Annotated in this window: 9 protein-coding genes; 5 read left to right on the top strand and 4 right to left on the bottom strand. The window is 60.7% G+C overall.

What is annotated here, in order from left to right; genetic code table 11:
- Positions 1–241: 241 nt before the first annotated feature.
- From JNN07_26560 to JNN07_26550, 3 genes are read right to left on the bottom strand one after another with little or no spacing between them, the layout of a single operon-like run.
- On the bottom strand, positions 242–994 hold the full coding sequence (locus tag JNN07_26560) for an SDR family oxidoreductase (protein MBL9171324.1): 753 nt from the start codon (positions 992–994) through the stop codon (positions 242–244).
- 37 nt (positions 995–1,031) lie between these two features.
- A complete protein-coding gene (locus JNN07_26555; GenBank protein MBL9171323.1) occupies positions 1,032–2,531 on the bottom strand; it encodes a YdiU family protein in 1,500 nt (499 codons plus the stop codon).
- Positions 2,532–2,541: 10 nt separating this feature from the next.
- On the bottom strand, positions 2,542–3,480 hold the full coding sequence (locus tag JNN07_26550; protein ID MBL9171322.1) for a sugar phosphate isomerase/epimerase: 939 nt from the start codon (positions 3,478–3,480) through the stop codon (positions 2,542–2,544).
- A 157-nt stretch (positions 3,481–3,637) separates the two neighbouring features.
- On the opposite strand from JNN07_26550, the gene JNN07_26545 reads away from it, so the two are divergent.
- The 5 genes from JNN07_26545 to JNN07_26525 all read left to right on the top strand — a co-directional run bounded on the left by JNN07_26545 (position 3,638) and on the right by JNN07_26525 (position 11,688).
- Positions 3,638–4,945: a PQQ-binding-like beta-propeller repeat protein gene (locus JNN07_26545; GenBank protein MBL9171321.1), complete on the top strand. Its 1,308-nt coding sequence runs from the start codon at positions 3,638–3,640 to the stop codon at positions 4,943–4,945.
- A 6-nt stretch (positions 4,946–4,951) separates the two neighbouring features.
- The gene (locus JNN07_26540) at positions 4,952–5,737 is read left to right on the top strand and encodes a type II secretion system protein (GenBank protein ID MBL9171320.1); all 786 of its coding nucleotides are present in this window, start codon (positions 4,952–4,954) and stop codon (positions 5,735–5,737) included.
- On the top strand, positions 5,697–8,213 hold the full coding sequence (locus tag JNN07_26535) for a DUF1553 domain-containing protein (protein MBL9171319.1): 2,517 nt from the start codon (positions 5,697–5,699) through the stop codon (positions 8,211–8,213). The genes JNN07_26540 and JNN07_26535 overlap by 41 nt, the downstream gene beginning before the upstream one ends.
- Positions 8,214–8,276: 63 nt before the next feature.
- Positions 8,277–9,662 (top strand): DUF1501 domain-containing protein, encoded by a 1,386-nt coding sequence (locus JNN07_26530; protein MBL9171318.1) that lies wholly within the window; start codon positions 8,277–8,279, stop codon positions 9,660–9,662.
- Positions 9,577–11,688 (top strand): acetylxylan esterase, encoded by a 2,112-nt coding sequence (locus JNN07_26525; protein MBL9171317.1) that lies wholly within the window; start codon positions 9,577–9,579, stop codon positions 11,686–11,688. Before JNN07_26530 ends, JNN07_26525 begins: the two co-directional genes overlap by 86 nt.
- Before the next feature lie 245 nt (positions 11,689–11,933).
- Here the strand turns inward: JNN07_26525 and JNN07_26520 are convergent, their stop codons facing one another.
- Positions 11,934–21,881, bottom strand: coding sequence for a lamin tail domain-containing protein (locus tag JNN07_26520; GenBank protein ID MBL9171316.1), 9,948 nt, complete (start codon positions 21,879–21,881; stop codon positions 11,934–11,936).
- Between the last annotated feature and the right edge of the window lie 274 nt (positions 21,882–22,155).

The following is a 22,155-nucleotide window of genomic DNA, read 5'->3' as shown; positions in this document are numbered from 1 at the left end:
TACGTAGCGTCTTGCGCTTTCGACAAAAACGTCGAGGGATTAGCAAGGGCCGTGAAAACCGTGAGTACCAAAACCGATGGTTCGAAGAGCACGGGTTATTCAGTTTGGCAGGATACCCGACTCAATAGGCTTCAGCCCCACAGTGGACCCTACTGACTGGTAAGCCGGATGCGGGAGATCCGCCAGTCCGGTTTGGAGGGAGGGGTGCGGTCAATCCCGCATTCCTACCCCTATCAACTGGCTAGTAAGTTGCGCGTCCGCCGGAGAGATCGAAGACGGCGCCGGTGCTGAAGGAACAATCCTTCGAACACAGCCAGGCGACCAAGGCGGCGGCCTCCGTGGTCTGCCCAAATCGGTTCATCGGGATCTTGGATCGCATGTAGTCGATATGCTGGGCGGTCATCTGTTTCAAAATGTCGGTCTCAATCACCGCCGGAGTGATGCAGTTCACCAATATTCCGGACGTTGCTAGCTCCTTGCCCAGCGACTTGGTCAGTCCAATGACTCCCGCCTTGGCTGAACTGTAATGGGCCGCGTTGGGATTACCTTCCTTGCCTGCCACCGACGCTATATTCACCACCCGACCATACGCGCCCTGGAGTAGATACGGGATGGTCGCGCGGCAGACATAAAAGACACCGTTCAGATCCAAATCGAGCACCGCGTGCCATTCCTCCGTAGACAGCTCCCAGGTCTTCTTATTGACCCCGGCAATCCCGGCGTTGTTCACCACGATCTGGAGCGACCCGAAGTGCTGGTGCGTGGCAGCAGCCGCGGCGGTAACCTCGTCAGGTTGGGTGAGATTCACGATCACGGTATGCGCGGTTTTCGGGCCGCCGAGGCATTCCTGAGCCGACGCCAAAGCGGTCGGATCGAGATCCCACAGACTGACCTGAGCTCCCGAACTCACGAGCCGTTGAGCGATGGCGAAACCAATCCCGCGCGCACCACCGGTGACAATCGCGTGCTGTCCGGTCAAATCAATTTGGTTCATGTCGAGAAAGTAGTCGGGAGTGGGGCGGAATGGGAAGTCAGGAGGAGCAGCTGATGACACATTTCTTGGTTCCTGCCGGCGCCGGCAGGGAATAGAACTCCTGGCCTGGTTGTTCCTCGAAAGGGCGGCTAAGCACCGTGGCCAGTCGGTGCAGTTCGGTGTCGTCGCCTCCCTCAGAGCGCTCGATGGCGAGCTGAGCCAGATGATTCCTGAGGATGAACTTCGGGTTCACTCGATTCATGTGGACCCGGCGCTGCGTCGGGTCCAGGGCCTCATCGATGATGCGGGTTCGATACTGTTCCAGCCACGGACGCAAGCGTTCGGGCGAGTCGGAAATGCCATCCAAAAAGGACAGGTCAAGCGTGGAAGAATCGGAGTTGAAATTAGCCAGTCGACGGAAGAAAAGCGTGTAGTCGGTTCCCGGCAGAGCCTCCAAGAGGCTGCCAATGAGGCGCTCGTCTTCCTCGCGTCGCTTGAGAAAGCCAAGTTTGTCGGCCATGAGCCCCAGGTAGCAGCCGGCCATGGCCGGTTCGTATTCCTCCAGTGCGGCTTGGGCTTGCTCCCGCTTGAGCAGGGGTGAAAGCGCGCGTATGAGGCATTGGAGATTGAACCAGCCGACCTGAGGCTGGTTGCCAAACGCGTACATCCCGTGTTCATCGCTATGATTGCTGACATGACCTGGATCGAACGATTCCAGGAAGCCATAGGGGCCGTAATCCAGGGTGATGCCCAGAATGGAGAAGTTGTCCGTGTTCATCACTCCGTGCGTGAACCCGAAAGCCTGCCAATGGGCGATCAGTTGGGCGGTTCGAATCACCACCTCGCGACAGAGCTCGGCGTAAGGCGCCTCCGCTTTCTCCTGATCCGGAAAGTAGTGGCTCAGGGTGAAGTCCGCCAGCTCCTTCAGGTGATGGAATTGCTGCTGGTAGTAAAAATACTCGAAGGTTCCAAACCGGATGTGACTGGGGGCCACGCGCACCACCATCGCTCCCGGTTCAGGGGTCTCGCGGAAGACGGGATCCCGGCTGCCTAGCACCGCGAGCGCACGGGTGGTGGGAATGCCCAGCGCCTCTAGAAACTCGCTGGCAAGATATTCGCGAATGCACGAGCGCAGGACGGCGCGGCCGTCGAACCCTCGTGAGAAGTTTGTGGGGCCAGCGCCCTTGAGATGGAGATCCCATTTGCGGCCGCTGAGCCCGCGGTAGCGATTCCACACGTGCGGACGCGAGCCGCAGGCTTCTCCCAACAAGATGGCCCGTCCGTCTCCGAGTCGCGGAACCAGATTCCCGAATTGATGTCCGGCGTACACCTGCGCAATGGGCCAGCTTCCGGGCAGCGGAAGCGCTCCGCTGAGGCGCGCGGAAAACTCCGGCTTGGTGTTTTCGGCGGGATCGAGATCGATGAGGTCAGCGCAGCTCGCGCTGAACGCGACCACCCGCGATTCTTGGAAGGGCGTGGGAAACACCACCTGATAGAAACTTTCCGGCAGCTGCGCGTAGGTGTTGTCGAACTGCAGCGCTTCAAGGGGTTTGGACATGATGCTCGGGCTATGCTCCCAGAACCTGCCTCACGAAGTCACGGCTTCGGCGGTGGTTCTCCACGGAGGAACGGGTGATCTTGGTGCCGCCTTCGAGGGCGAGTTCGACGGTATAGCGGCGCGGTATGCTCCGGTCGTCGACCCAGCGTCGAATCTCTTGGTAGTCGATGTCACCGCTATCCAGATCTTCCCACCAAATCTGATTTCGACTCTGGCGGAGGTGCCAGGAGACGATTCGATGGTGATACAACTCCAGGGCCTTCGCGGGGTGAAGTCCGCCGCGATAGACCCAATGAACATCGAAACAGAAATCGACCGTGCCCGCCGGTGAGTTCTGAAAGTTGTAATGGAACTCCTTCGCTTCTCGACGCATCTCGGGCGTGTGGTGATGGATTCCGAATTCCAGGCCCAGACGACGAAGCTCTATGCCCAGAGTGTTCAGGGCCGCGACCTGTGTTTTCAGCTCCTCGTCGGTCTTGTCGCGCCCGATGGGGTCCGGGTTGCACACGAGCACCCGGAAGCCCGCGGCATGGGCCACTTTGGCGGCGGCCAGGATCCGTTCTGTGGTCTTGGGGGCCGCCTCCGCCGTGTGAAACGCGCCGCCGGTGTAGAGACTCACCGGAACGAGACCCTTTCGCCTGAGCCGCTCCGCGAAGCGCGCGGTGTTGTCCGGGGTATGCGTGTCGAGTGTGCCTTCCGCGTAATCGTAACCGGAATCGCGAAGAGCGCTCAGCACCTCGTCGAGGTGAGCGTCCAGGCTTTTTCCTTCGCGTTCGTAGTATTGTCCCCAGCCATAGAGCTGGCATCCGACAACAGGCTTTACCTTGGGTCGCGGCGACGGGGCCGCTCCGAGGAGTGGCTGCGGGAGGAGCGGAGCGGATCCGGACGCGAGCAAACCGCCAGCGAGGGCGGTGCGGGCGATAAAGCGACGTCGTGAGATTGAGCTCATGTCCGAATGGTTTAGCAAACCCGCGCCGGTTTGGCACGCGAAAGTGTTTCTTAGGGACCGTGCACCACTAAAATCTAGCGCGATCCGCCACCTCGGAGCTCTCGCTTTTCCTGTTCCGCATCCTTGCCTTTTCCGTCCTGGATTGGAGAATGGCGCCATGTCCAAATCGTCTCGTTGTGGCGCGACAGCGGTCCTGATGCTCTGCCTTTCATCCTGGGGGGTGCAGGCCGACCATGAATGGCCTCAGTTTCGCGGGCCTGAAGGCAATGGCTACTTCGCGGGTGCGAATCCGCCGGTTGCCTGGAGCGAGACTGAGAACGTTCGTTGGAAGACTGCGATACATGGCCGCGCCTGGTCATCGCCGGTCATCTGGGGCAACCAGATTTGGCTCACCACGGCGACTGAAGATGGCCGAGAGCTGTTCGCGGTCTGCGTGGATCGGGAGAGCGGCCGGATTCTTCGAGATCTGCGGCTGTTCGAAGTGGAGAAGCCCCAATTCGCTCACAAGTTTAACACCTATGCGTCCCCGACGCCCGTGATTGAGAAAGGTCGGGTTTACGTAACATTCGGCTCGCCGGGCACAGCCTGCTTGGACACGGATACCGGCAAGGTTCTCTGGGAACGACGGGATTTCGTCTGCAATCACTTCCGAGGAGCGGGATCTTCGCCGGTGATCTACGGGGATCTTTTGCTCATGAATTATGATGGGAGTGATCATCAGTTTGTTGTCGCTCTCGACAAGAAGACCGGCAAGACCGTGTGGCGAGTGGAGCGGTCGATCGACTACAAGGACTTGAAGGATGGCAAGCCGGAGGCGGATGGCGATTGGCGCAAGGGCTATGGAACCCCTCACGTAGCCACGTTGAATGGCATTCCGATGATGATTAGCCAAGGGGCCAAGGCGCTTTATGGCTATGTTCCCGAGACAGGAAAGGAGTTGTTCCGCATCGAGGAGCGGTCGGCCCACAGCGCCAGCACGCGTCCGGTCGTGGCTCAGGGGTTGATTCTCGTTCCGAGCGGGTGGTCCAAGGGAACCCTGCTGGCGGTGAAGCCGGGAACGGGCGGTGAGGTGGTGGATGCGAATTCTGATCAGCTGGAGCAGGGGGGGCTTAAGATTGTCTGGAAGCTCAAGCGCAGCATTCCCAACAAACCTTCCGTTCAACCGGTGGGGGATCTCCTGTTCATGGTCGATGACGGCGGGGTGGCGAGCTGCGTCGAGATTTCCAGCGGGCAAGTGGTGTGGAGCGAACGGGTCGGGGGAAACTTCAGCGCGGCCCCGATCGCCACGGCCGACCGGGTGTATTTCTTTAATGAGGAGGGCAAAGCGACGGTCATCGCCGCAAAGCGTGAATTTCGCAAGCTCGGTGAGAGTCAACTGGGGGATGGTTTTATGGCGTCGCCAGCCGTTGCCGGCAACGCCCTCTATCTCCGCTCCCGCACCCATCTCTATCGGGTTGAAAAATAGATTGTCATGAAATGGCACCCTTCCGTTGCCCGGGCTTTTACGCTCATCGAGCTGCTGGTAGTGATTGCCATCATCGCGGTCCTGGCTGGCATCCTACTTCCCACTTTGGGCAAGGCCAAGGGCAAGGCTCAGCGTGCCAGCTGTCTCAACAACATCCGCCAGTTGGTGATCGCCTGGACAGTGCATGCCGACGATCGAGGGGGAAAGTTTGTTAATAACCACGGCATTCAGGAGACTGTCAAACGCCGGGAGAATTGGGTCAATAATCTGCTGGATTGGAACTATAGCCCGGACAACACGAACCTCAACAGTTTGCGATCCGGCGAGCTTTCCAGCTTTTTGGGCGAGGCGACCAGTGTGTTTAAGTGCCCATCTGACAAGTCAAAGGCGGAGAACGGCTATCGGATCCGGAGCTATTCCATGAACTCCCTGGTGGGAGATCCGGGGGAACTCACTAATAAGTTTAATCCGCACATGGTTCAGAACTATCGCATGTCCGATGTCGTGAAGCCGTCGGAGACCTATGTGTTCCTCGATGAGCATCCGGACACCATCAACGATGGATTCTTCATGAACCGCTGGGCGGAGCCTAAATGGGGCAACGTTCCGGCCGGGTATCATGATGGCGCGGCCAATCTGTCGTTTGTGGATGGCCACGTGGAAACGCATAAATGGGTCGACAGTGAAACTCTGAAGCCGGCGGAGAAGGGGGGCACCGGAGGGGTTTTTCCCGCCGTGGCGCGCAACGACTATGATTGGCTCCGGGACCATTCGAGCACGTTCAAGCGTTAACGCTTCGAACGGCTCTGGACAGGCGGCAGGAGCCTTCTGGCTGTTGTGGATCTCGGTTGGATGGCTCACCGGCGGGCTCGTTACCCAGGCGGCTCCGATTTCCTCTGAAGCCGCCCGATCCCATTGGGCCTTTGTTCCGCCCCGAGATCACGCTCTGCCCGCTGTGCGACGAAACGACTGGTGTCAAAGTGACATCGACCGGTTTGTGTTGGCCGGGCTCGAAAGCGCTGAGCTTGCTCCCTCTCCCCAAGCAGATCGGCGGACCTTGATTCGCCGAGCCACCTTCGATCTGCTCGGGCTGCCTCCTACGCCTGACGAAGTTGCGACGTTCGAAGCCGATTCCGCGCCGGATGCCTTTGAGCGATTGGTGGAACGGCTGCTGGCCTCACCGCATTACGGGGAACGTTGGGGGCGTCATTGGCTGGATGTGGCCCGGTATGCCGACAACAAGGGCTATGTCTTCTTCGAGGAGAAGACCTATCCTTGGGCCTATACGTATCGCGATTATGTGGTCAGGGCTTTCAACGAGGACCTTTCCTTCGACCAGTTCCTTCTGCAGCAACTGGCCGCCGACCAGCTGGATCTAGGCGCTGATCGGCGTCCACTCGCTGCCATGGGTTTTTTGACGGTGGGGGATCATTTGATCAACAATACCCACGACATCGTGGACGACCGCATCGATGTTCTGACTCGAGGATTGCTGGGGCTGACCGTCGCCTGCGCGCGGTGTCACGATCACAAGTATGACCCGGTGTCGCAGGGGGACTATTATGGGCTCTACGGCGTGCTTCGAAGCAGCCACGAACCGTTGGTTCCCCCTCTGTTCAGCCCACCGGACTACAACGAAGAGTACGAGGGCTTCGAGCTGGAGCTTATTGCCCGCGACCAGGAATTGCACCGCTTTGTGGCGGAGAAACACCGTGACATTGTGGAGGGAGGCCGGCGTCGGGTGGGGGAGTATCTCATGGCTGCTCATGCGGCGCGTAACCAACCGATTACTGAAAACTTCATGATCATTGCCGACAAGGGGGATGTGAATCCCACGGTGTTGATGCGTTGGAGGCTCTATCTGGAGCGTTTGGACTTGGAGACGCATCCGGTTTGGGCTCCTTGGCATTGGCTTTCTGGGTTGTCGGAAAGCAACTTCGCCGCGCAGGCGGCAGACAAAATTCGGACCGCGCTGGATCCGGCTCATCCTATCCGCCTGAATTCGCGCATCGCGACCCTGCTGGCGGGCGCTCCCCCGAAGTCCCTCCAAGAGCTGAGCGACCGCTATGGCGAGGCATTTCGGCGAGTCGAAGGTCAATGGCAGGAATCCTTAAAAGCTGCCAAGGAACTGAGCCAACCTGCCCCTCGGGGTCTGCCGTTGCCGGAGGACGAGCAGTTGCGGGCCGTGTTGTATGGGGCCGACTCTCCCGCTGACGTTCCCGCCACGATGGACTGGGGGTTCATCTCGCTGCTGCCCGACCGTGCCAGCCAAGGAGAGTTTCAAAAGCTCATCACCCGCTTGGAGCAGTGGATGATGAACGGACCGCAAGCACCACCGCGCGCCATGGTATTGAAGGATGCGCCCGTCGCTTTTGAACCTCGTATCTTTCAGCGAGGTAATCCCAACCGACCAGGGCCGGTTGTTCCGCGGCAGTATCTCTCCTTTTTCAACACCTCTGCGGCTCCATTCCAACAGGGCAGCGGCCGGTTGGAACTAGCCCAGCGGATCGTGGATCCACAGAACCCCTTGACGGCGCGCGTGCTGGTGAATCGGGTGTGGTTGCATCACTTCGGCACCCCGTTGGTTGCGACCCCCAGCGACTTCGGGGTACGAAGTGATCCGCCATCGCATCCGGAGCTGCTCGATTATCTGGCTCTCTACCTTCAGCGCCATCGATGGTCGCTCAAATCGCTTCACCGTCTGATCATGCGATCGGCGGTCTATCAGCAAACCAGCGTGGATCGCTCTGAGGCAGCGCGACTGGATCCGGAGAATCGGCGTCTCTGGCGGATGAACCGGCGGCGCCACGATTATGAGACCTTGCGTGACTCCTTGCTGGCGGTTTCCGGAAAGCTCGATCGATCGGTGGGGGGGCGTCCGGTGGATGCCCAAGCTCCCCGGCGGACCCTGTATGTTTTCATCGACCGAATGGATCTTCCCAGCTTGTATAGCACCTTCGACTTTCCATCACCCGCCTCCTCCTGTCCGCAGCGGATGCAGACGACGGTTGCCCCCCAGATGCTCTACTTGATGAATAACCCCTTCCTGGAGAAGTTGGCCGAGGCGGTGGCGAACCGAGTGGAGCTGGCCCGGGCGCAAGACCCTGGGGCTCGAGTCGAAATGCTTTACCAGCTGGTGTTCGGCCGGCCCGCCAGTCGTGCCGACCAAGCGCTTGCTGCCCGCTACCTTTCGGAGTCGGGCAAGGATGGTTGGCGACAGCTGGTTCATGCATTGTTGATGACCAATGAATTTGCTTTTGTGGACTGAACTATGAAACCGCGAATGGCTCAGACCGGGGACGGTGTAGCATTCAGGCTGTCGCGCCGTGAGATGCTGGCCAGGTGCGGCACTGGATTGGGCTTGATGGGGCTGGCGGCCATGGCTCAGCCAAGCGGTGTCACCTCGGCGCTCGCCGCGAGCTCGGGTGGCATCGCGCTGCCGATGTCGCCGCGAGCTCCGCACTTCGCCCCGCGTGCGAAGCAGGTCGTGCATCTGTTCATGAACGGCGGGCCGTCCCATTTGGACACCTTCGATCCCAAGCCGTTGTTGGATCGCTACCATGGCAAGCCACTTCCCGCTAACAACCTGCGGACCGAGCGCAAGACCGGCGCCGCGATGCGGTCTCCGTTCGCGTTCAAACAGCATGGTCAGTCAGGCATACCGGTCAGCTCGCTGTTCGCCAAAACCGCCGTCCATGTGGATGATATGGCCATCATTCGATCCATGCATGCGGAGGTGCCCAATCATGAGCCTTCGCTGATGCTCATGAACTGCGGTGACTCCCGGTTGCCCAGGCCGAGCATGGGATCGTGGATCACTTACGGCTTGGGGAGTGAGAACCAAAACCTCCCTGGGTTCATGGTGCTTTGTCCTGGTGGGTACCCCGTGGTCTCCACACAAAACTGGCGTTCTTCGTTTTTGCCCGGAGCGTTTCAAGGCACCTATATCGACACCCAGCACACGGACGTGGAGAAGCTGATCGCGAACATTCGGAACAATCGTTTGTCGATGGAGGATCAACGTCGGCAGCTGGACTTGGTTCGGAGTTTGAATCAAGCGCATTCCGAGCAGCGCCAGAACGATCCGGCGCTGGAGGCGCGCATTGCGACCTTCGAGTTGGCTTATCGCATGCAGATGGAAGCGAGTGACGCCTTTGACCTGGCTCGCGAGCCGGCTTCGGTTCGCGACGCTTATGGAACCGGCACGCACGGTCGGCAGCTGCTGATCACCCGGCGGCTCATTGAGCGGGGAGTGCGCTTTGTGCAGGTCTGGTCCGGCGCGGGGCAGCCGTGGGATAATCATGAGAATTTGGAGAAGGAGCATGAAAAGCTGGCGGCCGGATGGGACCAGCCCATCGCGGCGTTCCTGGCGGATCTGAAACAGCGAGGGCTGTTCGACAGCACGCTCGTCCTGTGGGGCGGTGAATTCGGTCGAACCCCGGCTGCCGAGTTGCCGGCTTTGAACGGGCGCGATCACAACCACTATGGGTTCACCTGCTGGCTGGCCGGCGGTGGAGTGAAGGGCGGAACCGTTTATGGCTCGACGGATGAGTGGGGATATCAGGCTGCCGAGAGTCCGGTCCATGTCCATGACCTGCACGCCACCATGCTTCATCTTTTGGGATTTGACCATGAACACCTCACCTACCGCTATGCCGGACGGGATTTTCGACTCACCGACGTTCACGGCCAGGTGGTCCGGGCCCTGTTGGCTTAATCGCGGGTTCTGGATCACATGCATTCTGGCGTGCGGCCTAGGATTACCCTGCGCCCAAGGCGCGGCCTTCCGCAATCCGTATGGCCGTCAACCGACCAATGCCTCCATCGGCGATCGGATGCTGGCCGATTACTTTCGCGGTGAGACGCGTCGTCTGGCCGACGCGAGCTTGGAGGACATACAAACCCTGGATGAGTGGAAGTCACGACAACCCCAGATGCGCGCTGAGCTTTTGGAGATGCTCGGGTTGGACCCGCTGCCGCCGCGGACAGAACTGAGAGCTCAGGTGACGGGGACGCTGGTGGAGCCCGACTTCACGGTTGAGAAGCTTCACTTTCAGTCAATGCCGGGGCTTTATGTGACCGCCAATCTTTACCTGCCCAAGTCGACGAACCAACCGGTGCCCGCGATTCTGTATGCTTGCGGCCATGGCATGGTCAAAAGCAACGGAGTGAGCTACGGAAACAAGGTCCATTACCAACATCACGGAATCTGGTTCGCTCGCCATGGATATGCTTGCTTGATCCTGGATACCGTTCAGATGGGCGAGATCGAAGGGATTCATCATGGCACGGCTCGCGAGGGCATGTGGTGGTGGAACTCTCGCGGATACAGCTCGGCGGCCGTGGAAGCTTGGAACGGCATTCGGGCGTTGGACTACCTGGAGACGCGACCAGAGATTGACCGAACCCGGTTCGGTGCGACGGGCCGGAGTGGCGGGGGAGCCTATACCTGGTGGGTGGCGGCGTTGGATGAACGAATCGCGGCGGCCTGCCCGGTGGCGGGAATCACCGATCTGGAGAACTATGTCGTGGATGGTGTGGTTGAGGGACACTGCGATTGCATGTTTCCGGTGAACACCTATCGATGGGATTTTCCTCAGATCGCCGCCTTGGTCGCGCCGCGGCCCTTGCTCATCGCGAACACGGACAAGGACACCATCTTTCCTCTCGACGGAGTACAGCGCGTGCACGAGCGGGTGCGCCGCATTTACGATCTCTGCGGGGCCAGCGACCGATTGGGGCTGCTGATCACGGAGGGACCGCACAAGGACACTCAGGACCTCCAGGTTCCAGTCCTGCGCTGGTTTGACCGCTTTCTTAGGCGGGAACCGCGGTCGATTGAGTTGGCGGCGGCACCCCGATTTCGGCCAGAGCAGCTGAAGGTCCTGGAGCGGTTGCCGGAGGATGAAATCACTCGGCGATGCCAGGAGCAGTTCACCCGGCTGGCCAGTGATGCGGATCCGTTCGATGCAACTCGAGCCTTATCCCAATTGGAAAGGAAGACGTTCGCAGGGTGGCCGAAAGGCTTGCCGAACCCGACCGCCCGGCTTTTGTCATCACAAGAGCACGAAGGAGTCAAACTGTCGGTTTTTGCGTTTGAGAGCCAACCCGGCGTGACCTTGCGGTTTTATGTCGTTACTCCCGTCCAAGGCGCGATTAAGTCTCTCACGCTGCGGGTGGTGGATGAGCAGGGCTGGCGGGATCAGTTAAGGCTGGGACGAAGCGGGTTTCTCGCGTCCCTCAAGGCCGAGTGCGAGCAGGCGGGCGTTCTGGCTGATGCTGCGGTGCCTGATGGCGAACGAGAGGAGTTTTCGAAACTGATGGCTGCTTTTCGGCAGAACGAGACCTGCTATGTGACGTTGACGCCCCGCGGCGTCGGGATGACTCAGTCGGCGGGCGATCGAAAAGTCCTCACTCTCATCCGCCGGCGCTTCATGCTTTTGGGGCAGACCTTGGCCGGCATGCAGGCGTGGGATGTGCGTCGAGCCGTTCAGGCGTTGCAGGCGTTGCCGGGGTATTCCCCTCTTCCGATTCAGCTTGCCGCGAACTCGGAGATGACGGAGGTCATCAGCTTCGCCGCCTTGTTCGAGCCTGGGGTCAGTTCCGTGACGCTCCCTCATCCCGTGCGGAGGGATCTGGATGCACCGGATTTCCTGAACTGGTCTCGAATTGTCACGCCGGCCCAGCTGATGGTGATGTTGGAAAAGCGCTGCGCAGTGACCGTGCAGTCCAGCGGTCGGTGAACCAAGGATTTCCTTTTAGGGTTTAACGACGACATGGGTAGGGCGAGACTTGATCGATGATCGATCCGACGAGGTTTATAGTTCTGATCTCGATCGAGCCCTGACCGGCGCGAGGGCATCGAACGGAACGGGGCTAGGTCGCGGAGAGCCAAGGGGGCGACCTTCACCTTTCAGCCCTCGCGGAGTTGCCCCTTTACCATCCTGCCCCTGGGGCCGTAGTGGGCTCGACAGAGTCTCTCCCTACCTTAGGGCGCTTGGCGGCTGCGCAAGAATTGTTTGGGCAAGCCTTCGATAAGATTGGTGATGGAGAGCAACGAGCTGCCATTGGAATCGAATCTGCCGTTTCCGACCACGGTCCAGTTCAACAGGTCTTCGGAAGACTCCAGAGTGTAAGGCGTGCCGCCCGAGCCTTGGATCTGGACTTCCACCACGTGTGGGGAGCTGAGCTGCACCGAGCTCACACGGGTGCGCAAAACCTTAACTTGATCCAGGAACCCCTCGCGATTGCTGGTGTCCCCGAACGGCAGCGGCGTCAGGAATGACCAACGCACCGGTTGCGGTCCTGGGGGGACGGATATAATCCCCGGAGTCCAGGTCCCCTGGCGGGTTTGCTCCAGGACTTGGATACCGCCGATCCTGGCTACTAGCCGATCCCGGAGGACGGTTGAACCGAAGGACGAGTTCATTCCTCTCATGCGCCATTGAAAGCTAACCAACGCAGGACCCTCCACGGTTGTTTCCACCCAGGTAGCCGAGTTGTCGGTGGGCTGGGGAATGCGAAGGGCATCTGATCCGTCGGAGGTGATCGCTCTCTGCGAGGCCCAAGGCGAAGGTTGTCGGGTTCGCCACGGGAACTCCGGAGCTTCGACTGCATCCCCGCTCAACTCCAGAATGGCCTCGGGAAGGACCGACAGATTCAATCGCACCGTTCCGGTGCTGTAAGCGGAGATGCGGATCTGGTACGAGACTCCCGCCTCGCAGCCGAACGAGACCCGGCTTGCCCCGCTCTCGTTGGGACCGGAGGACGCGGCATCATCATCGGAAACATATTCCCACAGCGTATTGAGTTGCTGTCCCAGATAGACCGCCAGGATGGCATCCACTGATCCGCCGACCGGGCTGCGACTTCCGATGGTATCCAAGACGCAGATGCCATCGGTGGGGGCGATCCATTCGATCCAGAGGCTGCGGCCCACTCCACCATCATAGACCGGGGTGGGCTCGCCGGGTTCGGTGGTCGCACCGCGATTGTCGGCTGAAAGCGATCGATTCGTTCCGTTGATGAGCCCGCGCGAACGAAAGGCGTCCGTGAGAGCCTCCGGACGGAGACCAACCGAGAACCTCCGTTCGGTGGTGATCGAGGGCTGTCCCTCGTTGTCGGTAGCCAGGACACGCAGCACGTGATGGCCCACGGGGAGGTCGGTGAGTTGAGTGGTGTAGGGAGCGTTGGTCGTTTGCGCGACGAGATTGGTTCCTAAATAGAACATGACGGAAACCACTTGGCCGTCGAGGTCGGCAGCGGAGGCGGTCACCGAGATGGATGGGGTGCCCTCGCTAAAAAAGTCTCCCTCGCTCGGTTGGAGCACCTGAACCTGTGGCGCCTGGTTCAGGTAGAGGGAAAGCAGGTTGCTGATGGTGTAGGCTCCCAGTTGATCCACAGCATACGCGGCCACGGTGTTGCTGCCCGCCGGAGGATTGGTCCAGGTCGCCACATAGGGTGGGCTCGACCACTGACCGAGGAGAACAGTTTGGTTCGCCACCAGAATCACGTTCGTCACTCCATCCCCAGCATCGGGGTCGGCGGCCTGAATTTCGATCACGATATTCGTTGGGCTTCGTGGATAGTGGAGTTCGCCGGTTGGGTTCAAGACCAGCAGCGCGGGAGGTTGGTTCTCATCGTCATCGATGAAGGCTGTGGCGGTCCGGTTGGTGGCGAGCTTGTAGTCAGAAGTGGAAATGAGACTGAGCTGAACCGATTCCAGCGGTTCGCGCTGGGAATCGTCGAGCACTCGGAGGGAGACTTCCAGGGAATCCGTGCCGGCCGGCAACCGGACCGAGGATGGAGGGACTGCATAGTCCTCTCCGGCAGTGGCGGTTCCTGTCCAGCCTAGCTGCACGTCGAACGGCAAATCGTTGGTTCCGAAACGTTGGATCAGGAACGTTGCGCTGGTGGAGTTTCCCTCGCGGAGGATCTCGGCGGGTCCGGAGAGGGTGAGGACTGGAGCGGAGCGAACTGAAATTCGGGCGCCCGTGCTGAGGGCTGAGCCGGCAGGGTTGGCGGCCGAGAGTGTGTAAATGCCGGAATCGTCCAGACGAGGGTTGGAGATGACCAGTGTCTGGTTGGTCGCGTTGCGCACCGGTTGACCATTGCGCCGCCACTGAAAACGGAGAGGCGTGCTGCCTGCGACCGTTGAGGTGAGAGTGGCCGGCTGGCCCTCGTTGACGAGCACCAGGGCGGGGCTCGGTTGCTGCACGAAGCTTGGGGGCGTCTCGATTTCCACCAGAGCAGCGTCGCTCGTGACTCGTCCGTACCGATTGCTGACCTCGGCCACATAGGTTCCCAGCTGCGCGGGTGTCACCTGACGGAGAGTGAGAACCGGATTGGTGCCGCCGAGGAGCGATGTGCCGTTGTGTTTCCATTGAATCGCCAGTGGGCCGGGACCTTGGACGCCTACGCTGAGGGTAAAGTCTGACCCCAGCAGGAGGACAGAACCCTCCGGTTGCCGATTGATGGTGGGCGGACGGTTGAGCCGCAGCCTGGCGGTGGCACTGCGCGCCGCCCCGGAGGCGTTGCTGACCCGAAGGTCATAAGCGCCCTCGTCCGAAGCCGAGGCGGCCGAAAGCGTGAGAGTATTATTGGTGGCCCCCGGCAGCTCGAGCCCGTTCAATCTCCACTGATAGACCAGCGGCCCCGTCCCGGAAACTGTCGCGGAGAAGGAAACGGTTTGACCTGGCGTGGCCAGTTGGTCGGTCGGCTGACGCGTGAACGCAGGCGGCGGCGGGGCAGGAATTCCGTTGAGCCGGCCAGCAGTCGGAGGGGAAGCCACCCAATTCGTGGCCTCGTTGCCGTAACTTGCGGAAGAGCGTCGCTGCAGTGAGTTGCCCAGGCCACTTCCTTGGCCGTCCGCGCCCGTGGCCCAGGGAGGGAGGTCGGTGTAGGCGATCCGGTCCGCCAGAGAGCGCGGCAAGCGGGTGCCGAGCGGGGTGGTAGGCTGGTTCAGCTCCACGGTTTCACCGGAGTTATCCAAGCGGCCGCTCCACGGACCCTGGATCGCGACCGCCGCGGGCACCCCGAACCGGCTGCGGAACGAAGCCGTTAGCGACGCGTTCGTGGCGGGATCAAATCCGACCAACAGAAGAAATCCGTTGGGAGCGAGAGTGGTGCCGGGAACAAGGTCGAACTCGACGGCGTTTCGAAGATGCCAGGTGTTGGTGGGTTCCCAGGACGAGAACAAGCTCACCGGGCTGCCGCTGGTGTTCAGCAGTTCGATGAACTCATCGGTCTCAGATCCCCCGTCGGCCGCCTTGGGATGGTAGTGAATCTCGTTGATGACAACAGGGCCCACGCGCGGCGTGCTGTTAGTGGCACCCAGGGTGACCGAACTCAAGAGCGGGTAATCCAGGCCCAGGCTGGTCTCGAAGGGACCCGTGCTGACATCCACATCACTGGTGGCAGCTCGGGCGTGCGTTCGCAAACCCGAGAGCGCACCGCCCGTGGTGACCCCGCTCAGGTAGACGGTTTGGGTCTGTCCGGGCTCCAGGATGAGGCCGATGCCCCCGCCCGACGGAAGAGCTAGTTGCGCGGCGTCCAATACCAAGATTCCCCCCGGCGGCAGGATGGTGTGGTCGGGAAGTCGAGCCTGTTTCGGATTGCGGTCATCGGTGCTCAACCACCAGCCGCCAATGTGCTGGGGAGACTCGGAGGGATTGCGTAACTCGATGGCTCCGCCGCTGGCGCGCCGAGCGATCACTTCGTTGATGACGACGTCACCAAAGGGAATGTGATTGAGTTGACCTGGGCTGGCCGTGCGCGGGAAGCGAACCCACGCCGTGCCCCCATCGGGCAGGCGGCCTTCACTGATGCCGGTGTCCTGTTTGCTAAAGTTCACCAAATCGAGAATCGTCACGCCATCCCTACCGAACAGGCCAATGGTTTCACCGTTCGCCGCCAGCTTGAAGTTGACGTGGTCGGCCCCTTTCTCCGGCGCTCCATCGGCTCGCCATTGGAGATAGGCGCCACGGGGGCCAGTTCCCAGGAAACTGAGCGGCGGGATTTGATGTTGGGTAGGCTGCGATGGATTATCACTGAGGTGAAGTCCGGCCAATGCGACGGGGAGCAAACCCGGATTGAAGAGTTCAAACCAGTCATCCCCGCTCGTTGGCGCCGCCATCCACTCGTTGATGCGCAGGATGGATTCACTTTCCAGCGGTGCGGCGAGGTTGGGAGCCCCCGGAGTGGGGATGTTCAGTTCCCAGAAGGGGCCGGCCGTGGAGTATCGGCCCAAGGAATAGTCCGTGGCCTGGATGCCGAAGCTGAGTCCGTCCAACAAACCAGAGCCTGACGCGGGTGTATCGAACAGCAGGAGCCGGTCTCCTTCCGCCTTGAGGCTGAACCCGGCATTGAGAGTGTCGCTGTCTTCCAGCGAGGCGGGAAGATCGCTGCTCAACCGGACCACCCGATACCCCCCAGGGGGAAGGCTGGAGCCGGGAGGGAAGACCCACCGCCGCGGCTGATCGGCCGAGTCGGTCAGGCTCATCCCCGACAAGTCGGTGGCCTGCGCGACGGATGGGTTATAGAGCTCCACCCAGTCGGTAATGGTGCCATCGGCGTTGGTCAGTCCTTGGTTGCGCGCCAAAATCTCATTGAGCAGGACCTTCTGCGTGCTCGTGAAGTTCGTGACTGCCCGGTCGGCGCGCAACGAAAACCCTAGGGCGATGTCGTCGCTGCTGGCATCGCTTTGGTGAACCTCGATCGCCAAGAAGTTGATTCCCGGCACAAAGTTGGTGGCCGGTATGGGGATCGATTGGAGTCGGCCTTCGGGAGAAATAGACGTCGAAGCAAAGGTGTTGTGATTGAAGAGGGTCGGCACCCCCTGACGCGGACCCTGCCGGCCATTAAAATAGATGACCACTCCGTCGTCGTAGAAGAGGTTGGCAACGAAGGATGAATTGCTGCTGTAGAAGGGGGGCAGTTCGAAACTCGTGCGAAAGTAATAGGTGCGCACCTGGGCTTGGCCATCAGGTTGAAGGAGCACCAATGGCGTGCGAATCGGCTCGGGCAGACAATTGCAGTCTTCCAAGCCGAACGGTCCAACTCCGGACATCCAGTCGGCATCATCGTACTCAGGCTGCCGCCAAGCGGTCAACAAGTTCACATTGTCCTGACGATACTTCCAGACGTGGTTGGTGAAGCTGATGATGTTCGTGGTGTAGTTTTGGATCTCCCGAGCGAAGGGTGGGGCGGGTGCTGGGTTGGGAGACCCGGGCGTCGGCTCGTTGAAATAGGCAAGCAGACTCGCGCCGTTGGGCGAGCGGCCCTGGGAAATATCTCTTCGCTGGCTCTGGTACAGGAAGCAGTCGATGGTCGCGCCGGTTTGCGTGTGCAGCGAGAGGAATCCCTTGTCGGCGGATAACCCGAACCGGAGATGATTGGCTCCGGCAGCCTCATTCCCATCGGCCACGAACACCTGTAAACCCTTTCCATCGATGAAGCTGAGCGGGGCGATTCGGTGTCGGTTGGGATAGGCAATGGTGTCGTCGGTGAGGGTAAGTCCGCCGAGGCGAACTGGCAACGGATCAAGGTTGTACAGTTCGACAAAATCATCACCAGTGCCATTCGCCAGCCATTCGTTGATAACGAGGCGCCTTGGGTCTCCGGTGCGCGCCGTTCGGTTGGGCGCTCCGAGAGTGGGTAGGGCAAGATCCCAGGATCCATCCGGGAGCCGCGCGATCGAGAAGTCGCTCAGTTGAGGGCCGTAGTCGATGGCGTCCAGGGGTGGCAGGTTGGTTGCTCCGGCTCCAAAGAGCATCAGGCTTCCGCCCTCGGCCCCAAGTTGAAAACCCATATGGAATGGGCTTCGCCGTTCGTTTTCCGCGAACAAGACCAGATAGCCTCCGGGGGACAAGACTGTGCCAGTGGGAATCTGGAATCGATGCGGTTGGCTTGGATCATCCGTAATCCCCATTCCGCCTAGGTCGTACTGCGTCGTCCCGAGATTCTGGAGCTCTATGGCATCAGGAAAGCGTTCTTCGTGCACGTAGGCTGTGCGGTTTCGGGCCAGGAGTTCGCTCAGCACGATTCGCCGCGCGTTCGGATCAACCTGCCACGGAGCTGACTCCATGATGGTTTCATCCCATGTTCCCGCGCTGTTGAGTCCCAGCACCCGCACTCGGTGCGTGCCCGGAGCGAGTCCGGTAAGCGTTAGCGTGGCATCCAAGCTCCTGGTCTCGCTCAGAGGTCCGTCATCCAAGGCGAAGCGATAACCGACGTAACCAGCTCCGCTGACCTGGAGATCGGCCCGAGTGGACGTCGTGTTCCCGCGAGGTTGGCCGCGCAGCGCGAGTCCACCGGACACCAGAGCGCCCAGATCCCGCCCATCGGCTCCTGCCCCCAGGGCAGGGGATCCCGGTCGGAGGGCTACGGACAGCCTCAGGGCGTTGGCGCTCGTCAGATCCTTACGGCTGTCGGTGAGCCGTGGGTCTTCACGCAGGATCGGGCTGGCGTTCGCTGGGAGATCCTCGCCCGAAAGCAGGTTGAAGCTTGCAGTTAACTCCGTGGTTCCGAATTGAGGGTGCCCTTCGTAGCGATCGAGGAAGTTCGTCTCTGTTCCCCAAACCAGGTTTCCGGTGAGTCGAGCTCCCCATCCAGGCGTGGCGCCGCTGGCGCGCAGTCCAGGTTCATCGAATCGGAAGGCCGCGGCCTTGAGTAGATGAAAGGTGTTGTTTTCCGCAGTGACCCTGGCTCCGTTTCGAACCACGACTCCATGGTCGCTGAGAAGGAAGCTATTCCGCGCCAGCATGACTTCGGTGGTGGGGGACGCGCCGTTGTTGCCGATGATCGTGATGGCGGACGCCGAGTCCCCCGGCGGCGCTGTCTCGTGTGACTCTGCATGAGCGAACAGATTGCCTTCGATATGCGCATCCGCATCGGTGAGTTCGATCAGGTCGTCGGACCCGCCGAGAAAGTCATTGTCCAGAAGTTGGAGAATCGGCCCCGGGCGATGCCCTCCGGTGAAGCGGATGACGTCATTGGTGCCATTCAGGCCGGCGAAGTGATTGCGAGCGATGATCATGGAGCCGTCGGCTGGGATCCCTTTTCCGCGGATCACCTCATCGATGACCTCGGGTGGAAAACGGGAGTCGGACAGCCTTAGGGAGCAGTCCTCCAGGTCCAGGCACGTGTTCTCGGTGGAGAGCACGGTGAGGTGATCGATCTCGAGCCGCGACTGAAGCGCACGTATGCCGGTGCCGCTGGAGCCGGCCCCGATGAGGTAGACATGAGACAGCCGCACGGGACCGTCCGCTCGGTTGAAGACGATTCCTTGCCAGACGCTGAGGCTGGGATCGGCGGGATCCTTGCTGAAGAAGATGGGCTGCGTTTCGGTCCCGACCGCCTCGAACTCGCCTTCGACGAACAATCGGGTGCCGGGGTTGAAGATCACGGACACGCCGGGTTCGATCCGCAGGCGTGTGCCGCGGGGGACTATCCAGTCGTTCGTCACCCGATACGGGCTTTCGGCCAGGGTTAAGGTCCGGGTGCCCTCCACGGAACCCGAGAGCGGGGTGTGGGTGGGGGCAGGGGTCCAGGCGACAATATTCGTGCGTTCAAACTCTCGGCCCTGAGCGTCGAGCGACTGAATGAGCACCTGGTTCAGGCCATAGTTGAGCGCGACCCGATTAGTCCAGCGAGCCACCCAGGGTGTCACGAGAGCAGGGTTTCCGTTGACCAGCACCCGGCGGGTGCTCTCGGCATGAGTGGTGCCCCACATCAAAACGTTATTGGTGGCAAAGCGAACCAGCGGCCCGGTGACGGTGGATGCCGTTCCGCCGCGCCATTTCAGCTCGGTGGGAATGAGCCCGAGGATGGTGGAGGCTCGATTGGTGGCATAGCGCTTCATGTTGAAGATCGTGGTCGCGGGAACCCAGGAACTGAGATTCTCGTCCAACACCCGAGCCACGGACTGTGGCGAGAAAGCGCCTTGCAACTGCCTGAGCAGCTCCCCGTAGTAGAGTGGCGCGACGTCGGGATGCTTCAGCAATCGATCCACCGCGGGAAGTTCAGATGTCACGAAAATCTGGGCTGGGGCGCTGCCGGCTTCGCCCAGCACGGAGTCCCAGTCGTGACCAATGAGCTGGAAGCGGGGATCCTTCACACCTCGATACATAGCGTAGTCGTCGCCGATTCCGGTGCCCAGACTGGTCTCCGTGCTGCCCGAGAGCAGAAAAACCGAGAAGTAAGTGAGCCATTGCCGGATGTTAGCCCTTGCCTCGATGTGGGTGAGGTACGAGTTGGTGTTCGGGTTGGCCAACGCTTCGGTGAGACCGATGAGGTCGGTCCAGTCGTTTTCACTTTGGTGGGTGGTTTTCGAATAACCGGCGCTTCGGTAACGGACCGGATCCGTTCCGAGATACTCCAAGGTGGCGGCGTGACTGGAGGCGCGATAGAGATTTCCGTCGGCGTCCTCTGGAAAATGGTTTTCCGCGAATGCGGAGTCAGGCACTTCGGTGTGAGCATAGACACCCAGAGGTGGCTGGCCGGTCGTGGCGAGGTTGACCCCGTTGACGCGCACCTGGACCGGACGATGATCCTCGGTGAGCAGTCCCGCCCGTTTGGCGAGTGCCTCGCCGGCGATTTGGCTGTGGACACTGAAGATGTTGAGATTGAGTGCGGTGACTCCATTCCACCGTCGATCGGAGGGAATGTTCACGCGATAGTTCGGCGGGTTGAGGAAACGACTGCTGGCGCCCCGGAGACGCACGCCGCAGCCGTAGCGAACCTCGGATCGGCCGGATTCGCTGCTGATGAAAGTCGCGTTCAGCTCGACGTCGGAGTAGGGGTCATTTTGCGGAAGGCTGGCCAAACTGGCCCGGTCCGTCTCGGTCAGCACCAGGGAGTAGACGGGCTGAGGGCCGGAATAGGAGCTGTTGTCCACCTGGTAGAGTGCATTGGCATACTGAGCTTCGATTCCGAATCGGTCCCGAGTCGGCGGCGGATAGGTGCGGGCCGGCCCGGTGTCCGACGTGGCCTGCACGTAGAACTCGACTACCGTTCGATGGGGAAGCTCGGCGAGGATTACCCCGAAGCGACCATCCCCCGCCAGGCCATCGTTTTGGGTGCCGTCGTCCAACATGGAAACCTGGCTGAACTCAGCTGGCTTGGCGATCGAAGCAATTCGGTAGAACAGCACTACCGTAGGCGGGGAGTTGCTGGGCCCGCCGACCCGAACCGTGATTGTCACTGGCTCGTTGGACCGAGGAATCGAGGGGGCATGTTCCAGATCCCAAATCAACGGAGCGGGGTTGTTCAGGAGGCGGCTATTGGGGGCGCCGGGAGTGCCTTGAAAGCCGACGCTTGTCCCCCAATTGGCGCCGATCATGCCCGATTGCGTCGGATCGATTCGCTCCAATGAAGGTCCGGAGCCGTCGGCCGTGCTTTGATAGGACCAACCGCGGGCGGAGGAGGAAAACGTCTCGTAACGAGTCGCAAAATCTCCGGAGTCGGCATAGCGCACTTCATCCGAAGTGACGTCCTGAGCATCGACCAAGCGGAGGGTTTCGCCGGAGTTGGCCAAACTGCCTGTCCAACCGCCGAGCACGGCGGTGACCGCCGGATGATTTTGCGCAAAGGACTCCAAGTTGGCGGCTACCACCAGGAAGCCTCCGGGGGCAAGCGGGGCGGAATTGGTAAAGGTGAAGGAGATGCCGCGATCCAGCCGCCAGCCCTGCAGGTCGACGGTGTTGGTGTCCGTGTTGTGAAGCTCGATGTACTCATCAACCACCAGATGCGAACTGGGGTGAAAGTGGATTTCGTTGATGACCACTTGGCCGGCATTCAGTGCTCCCGATTGGAGGAAGACCGCGAGGAGGAAAAGACCGAGCGCCCCCCTGGGAGGAAGCGTGTGGCCGCTGGCGCTGGATCGCAGGCTCCGAGCGGTCGCGTGCAGTGCTTGAGGCTCGTTCGAAATTCGATTCATAAGCGGATATGCCTCCTAACGATACGGTAGTGTGGACAACTGAGTTCTAGCGTGTCAGCTCTGGGTCATTGGTGCAAGCGAACACTTCGCGTTGGCTCCACTGGGGGTGTGAGTCTGTTTCCGGATGAGGGCAAGCGGGATCCTCCCTCCGGGGGTGACCGAAAGGCTGTAGAGGGCTACAGCAGTCCATGACGCTTGGCGGGGCACTACGCCATATGGAGTGCGGCAGACCTCTGCCGCTTTGGGCCCCATGCCGGTGGGAGAGATGGACCCT

This window comes from Verrucomicrobiales bacterium, assembly GCA_016793885.1.
Lineage (GTDB): Bacteria > Verrucomicrobiota > Verrucomicrobiia > Limisphaerales > UBA11320 > UBA11320.
This window is presented reverse-complemented; position numbering and strand designations above follow the sequence as displayed.

What these genes read in the sequence shown, in the direction of transcription:
- JNN07_26550 (MBL9171322.1), bottom strand. Translation starts at nt 3,480, where the DNA reads ATGAGCTCAATCTCACGACGTCGCTTTATCGCCCGCACCGCCCTCGCT.
- JNN07_26560 (MBL9171324.1), bottom strand. Translation starts at nt 994, where the DNA reads ATGAACCAAATTGATTTGACCGGACAGCACGCGATTGTCACCGGTGGT.
- JNN07_26555 (MBL9171323.1), bottom strand. Translation starts at nt 2,531, where the DNA reads ATGTCCAAACCCCTTGAAGCGCTGCAGTTCGACAACACCTACGCGCAG.
- JNN07_26540 (MBL9171320.1), top strand. Translation starts at nt 4,952, where the DNA reads ATGAAATGGCACCCTTCCGTTGCCCGGGCTTTTACGCTCATCGAGCTG.
- JNN07_26525 (MBL9171317.1), top strand. Translation starts at nt 9,577, where the DNA reads ATGAACACCTCACCTACCGCTATGCCGGACGGGATTTTCGACTCACCG.
- JNN07_26520 (MBL9171316.1), bottom strand. Translation starts at nt 21,881, where the DNA reads ATGAATCGAATTTCGAACGAGCCTCAAGCACTGCACGCGACCGCTCGG.
- JNN07_26530 (MBL9171318.1), top strand. Translation starts at nt 8,277, where the DNA reads ATGCTGGCCAGGTGCGGCACTGGATTGGGCTTGATGGGGCTGGCGGCC.
- JNN07_26545 (MBL9171321.1), top strand. Translation starts at nt 3,638, where the DNA reads ATGTCCAAATCGTCTCGTTGTGGCGCGACAGCGGTCCTGATGCTCTGC.
- JNN07_26535 (MBL9171319.1), top strand. Translation starts at nt 5,697, where the DNA reads ATGATTGGCTCCGGGACCATTCGAGCACGTTCAAGCGTTAACGCTTCG.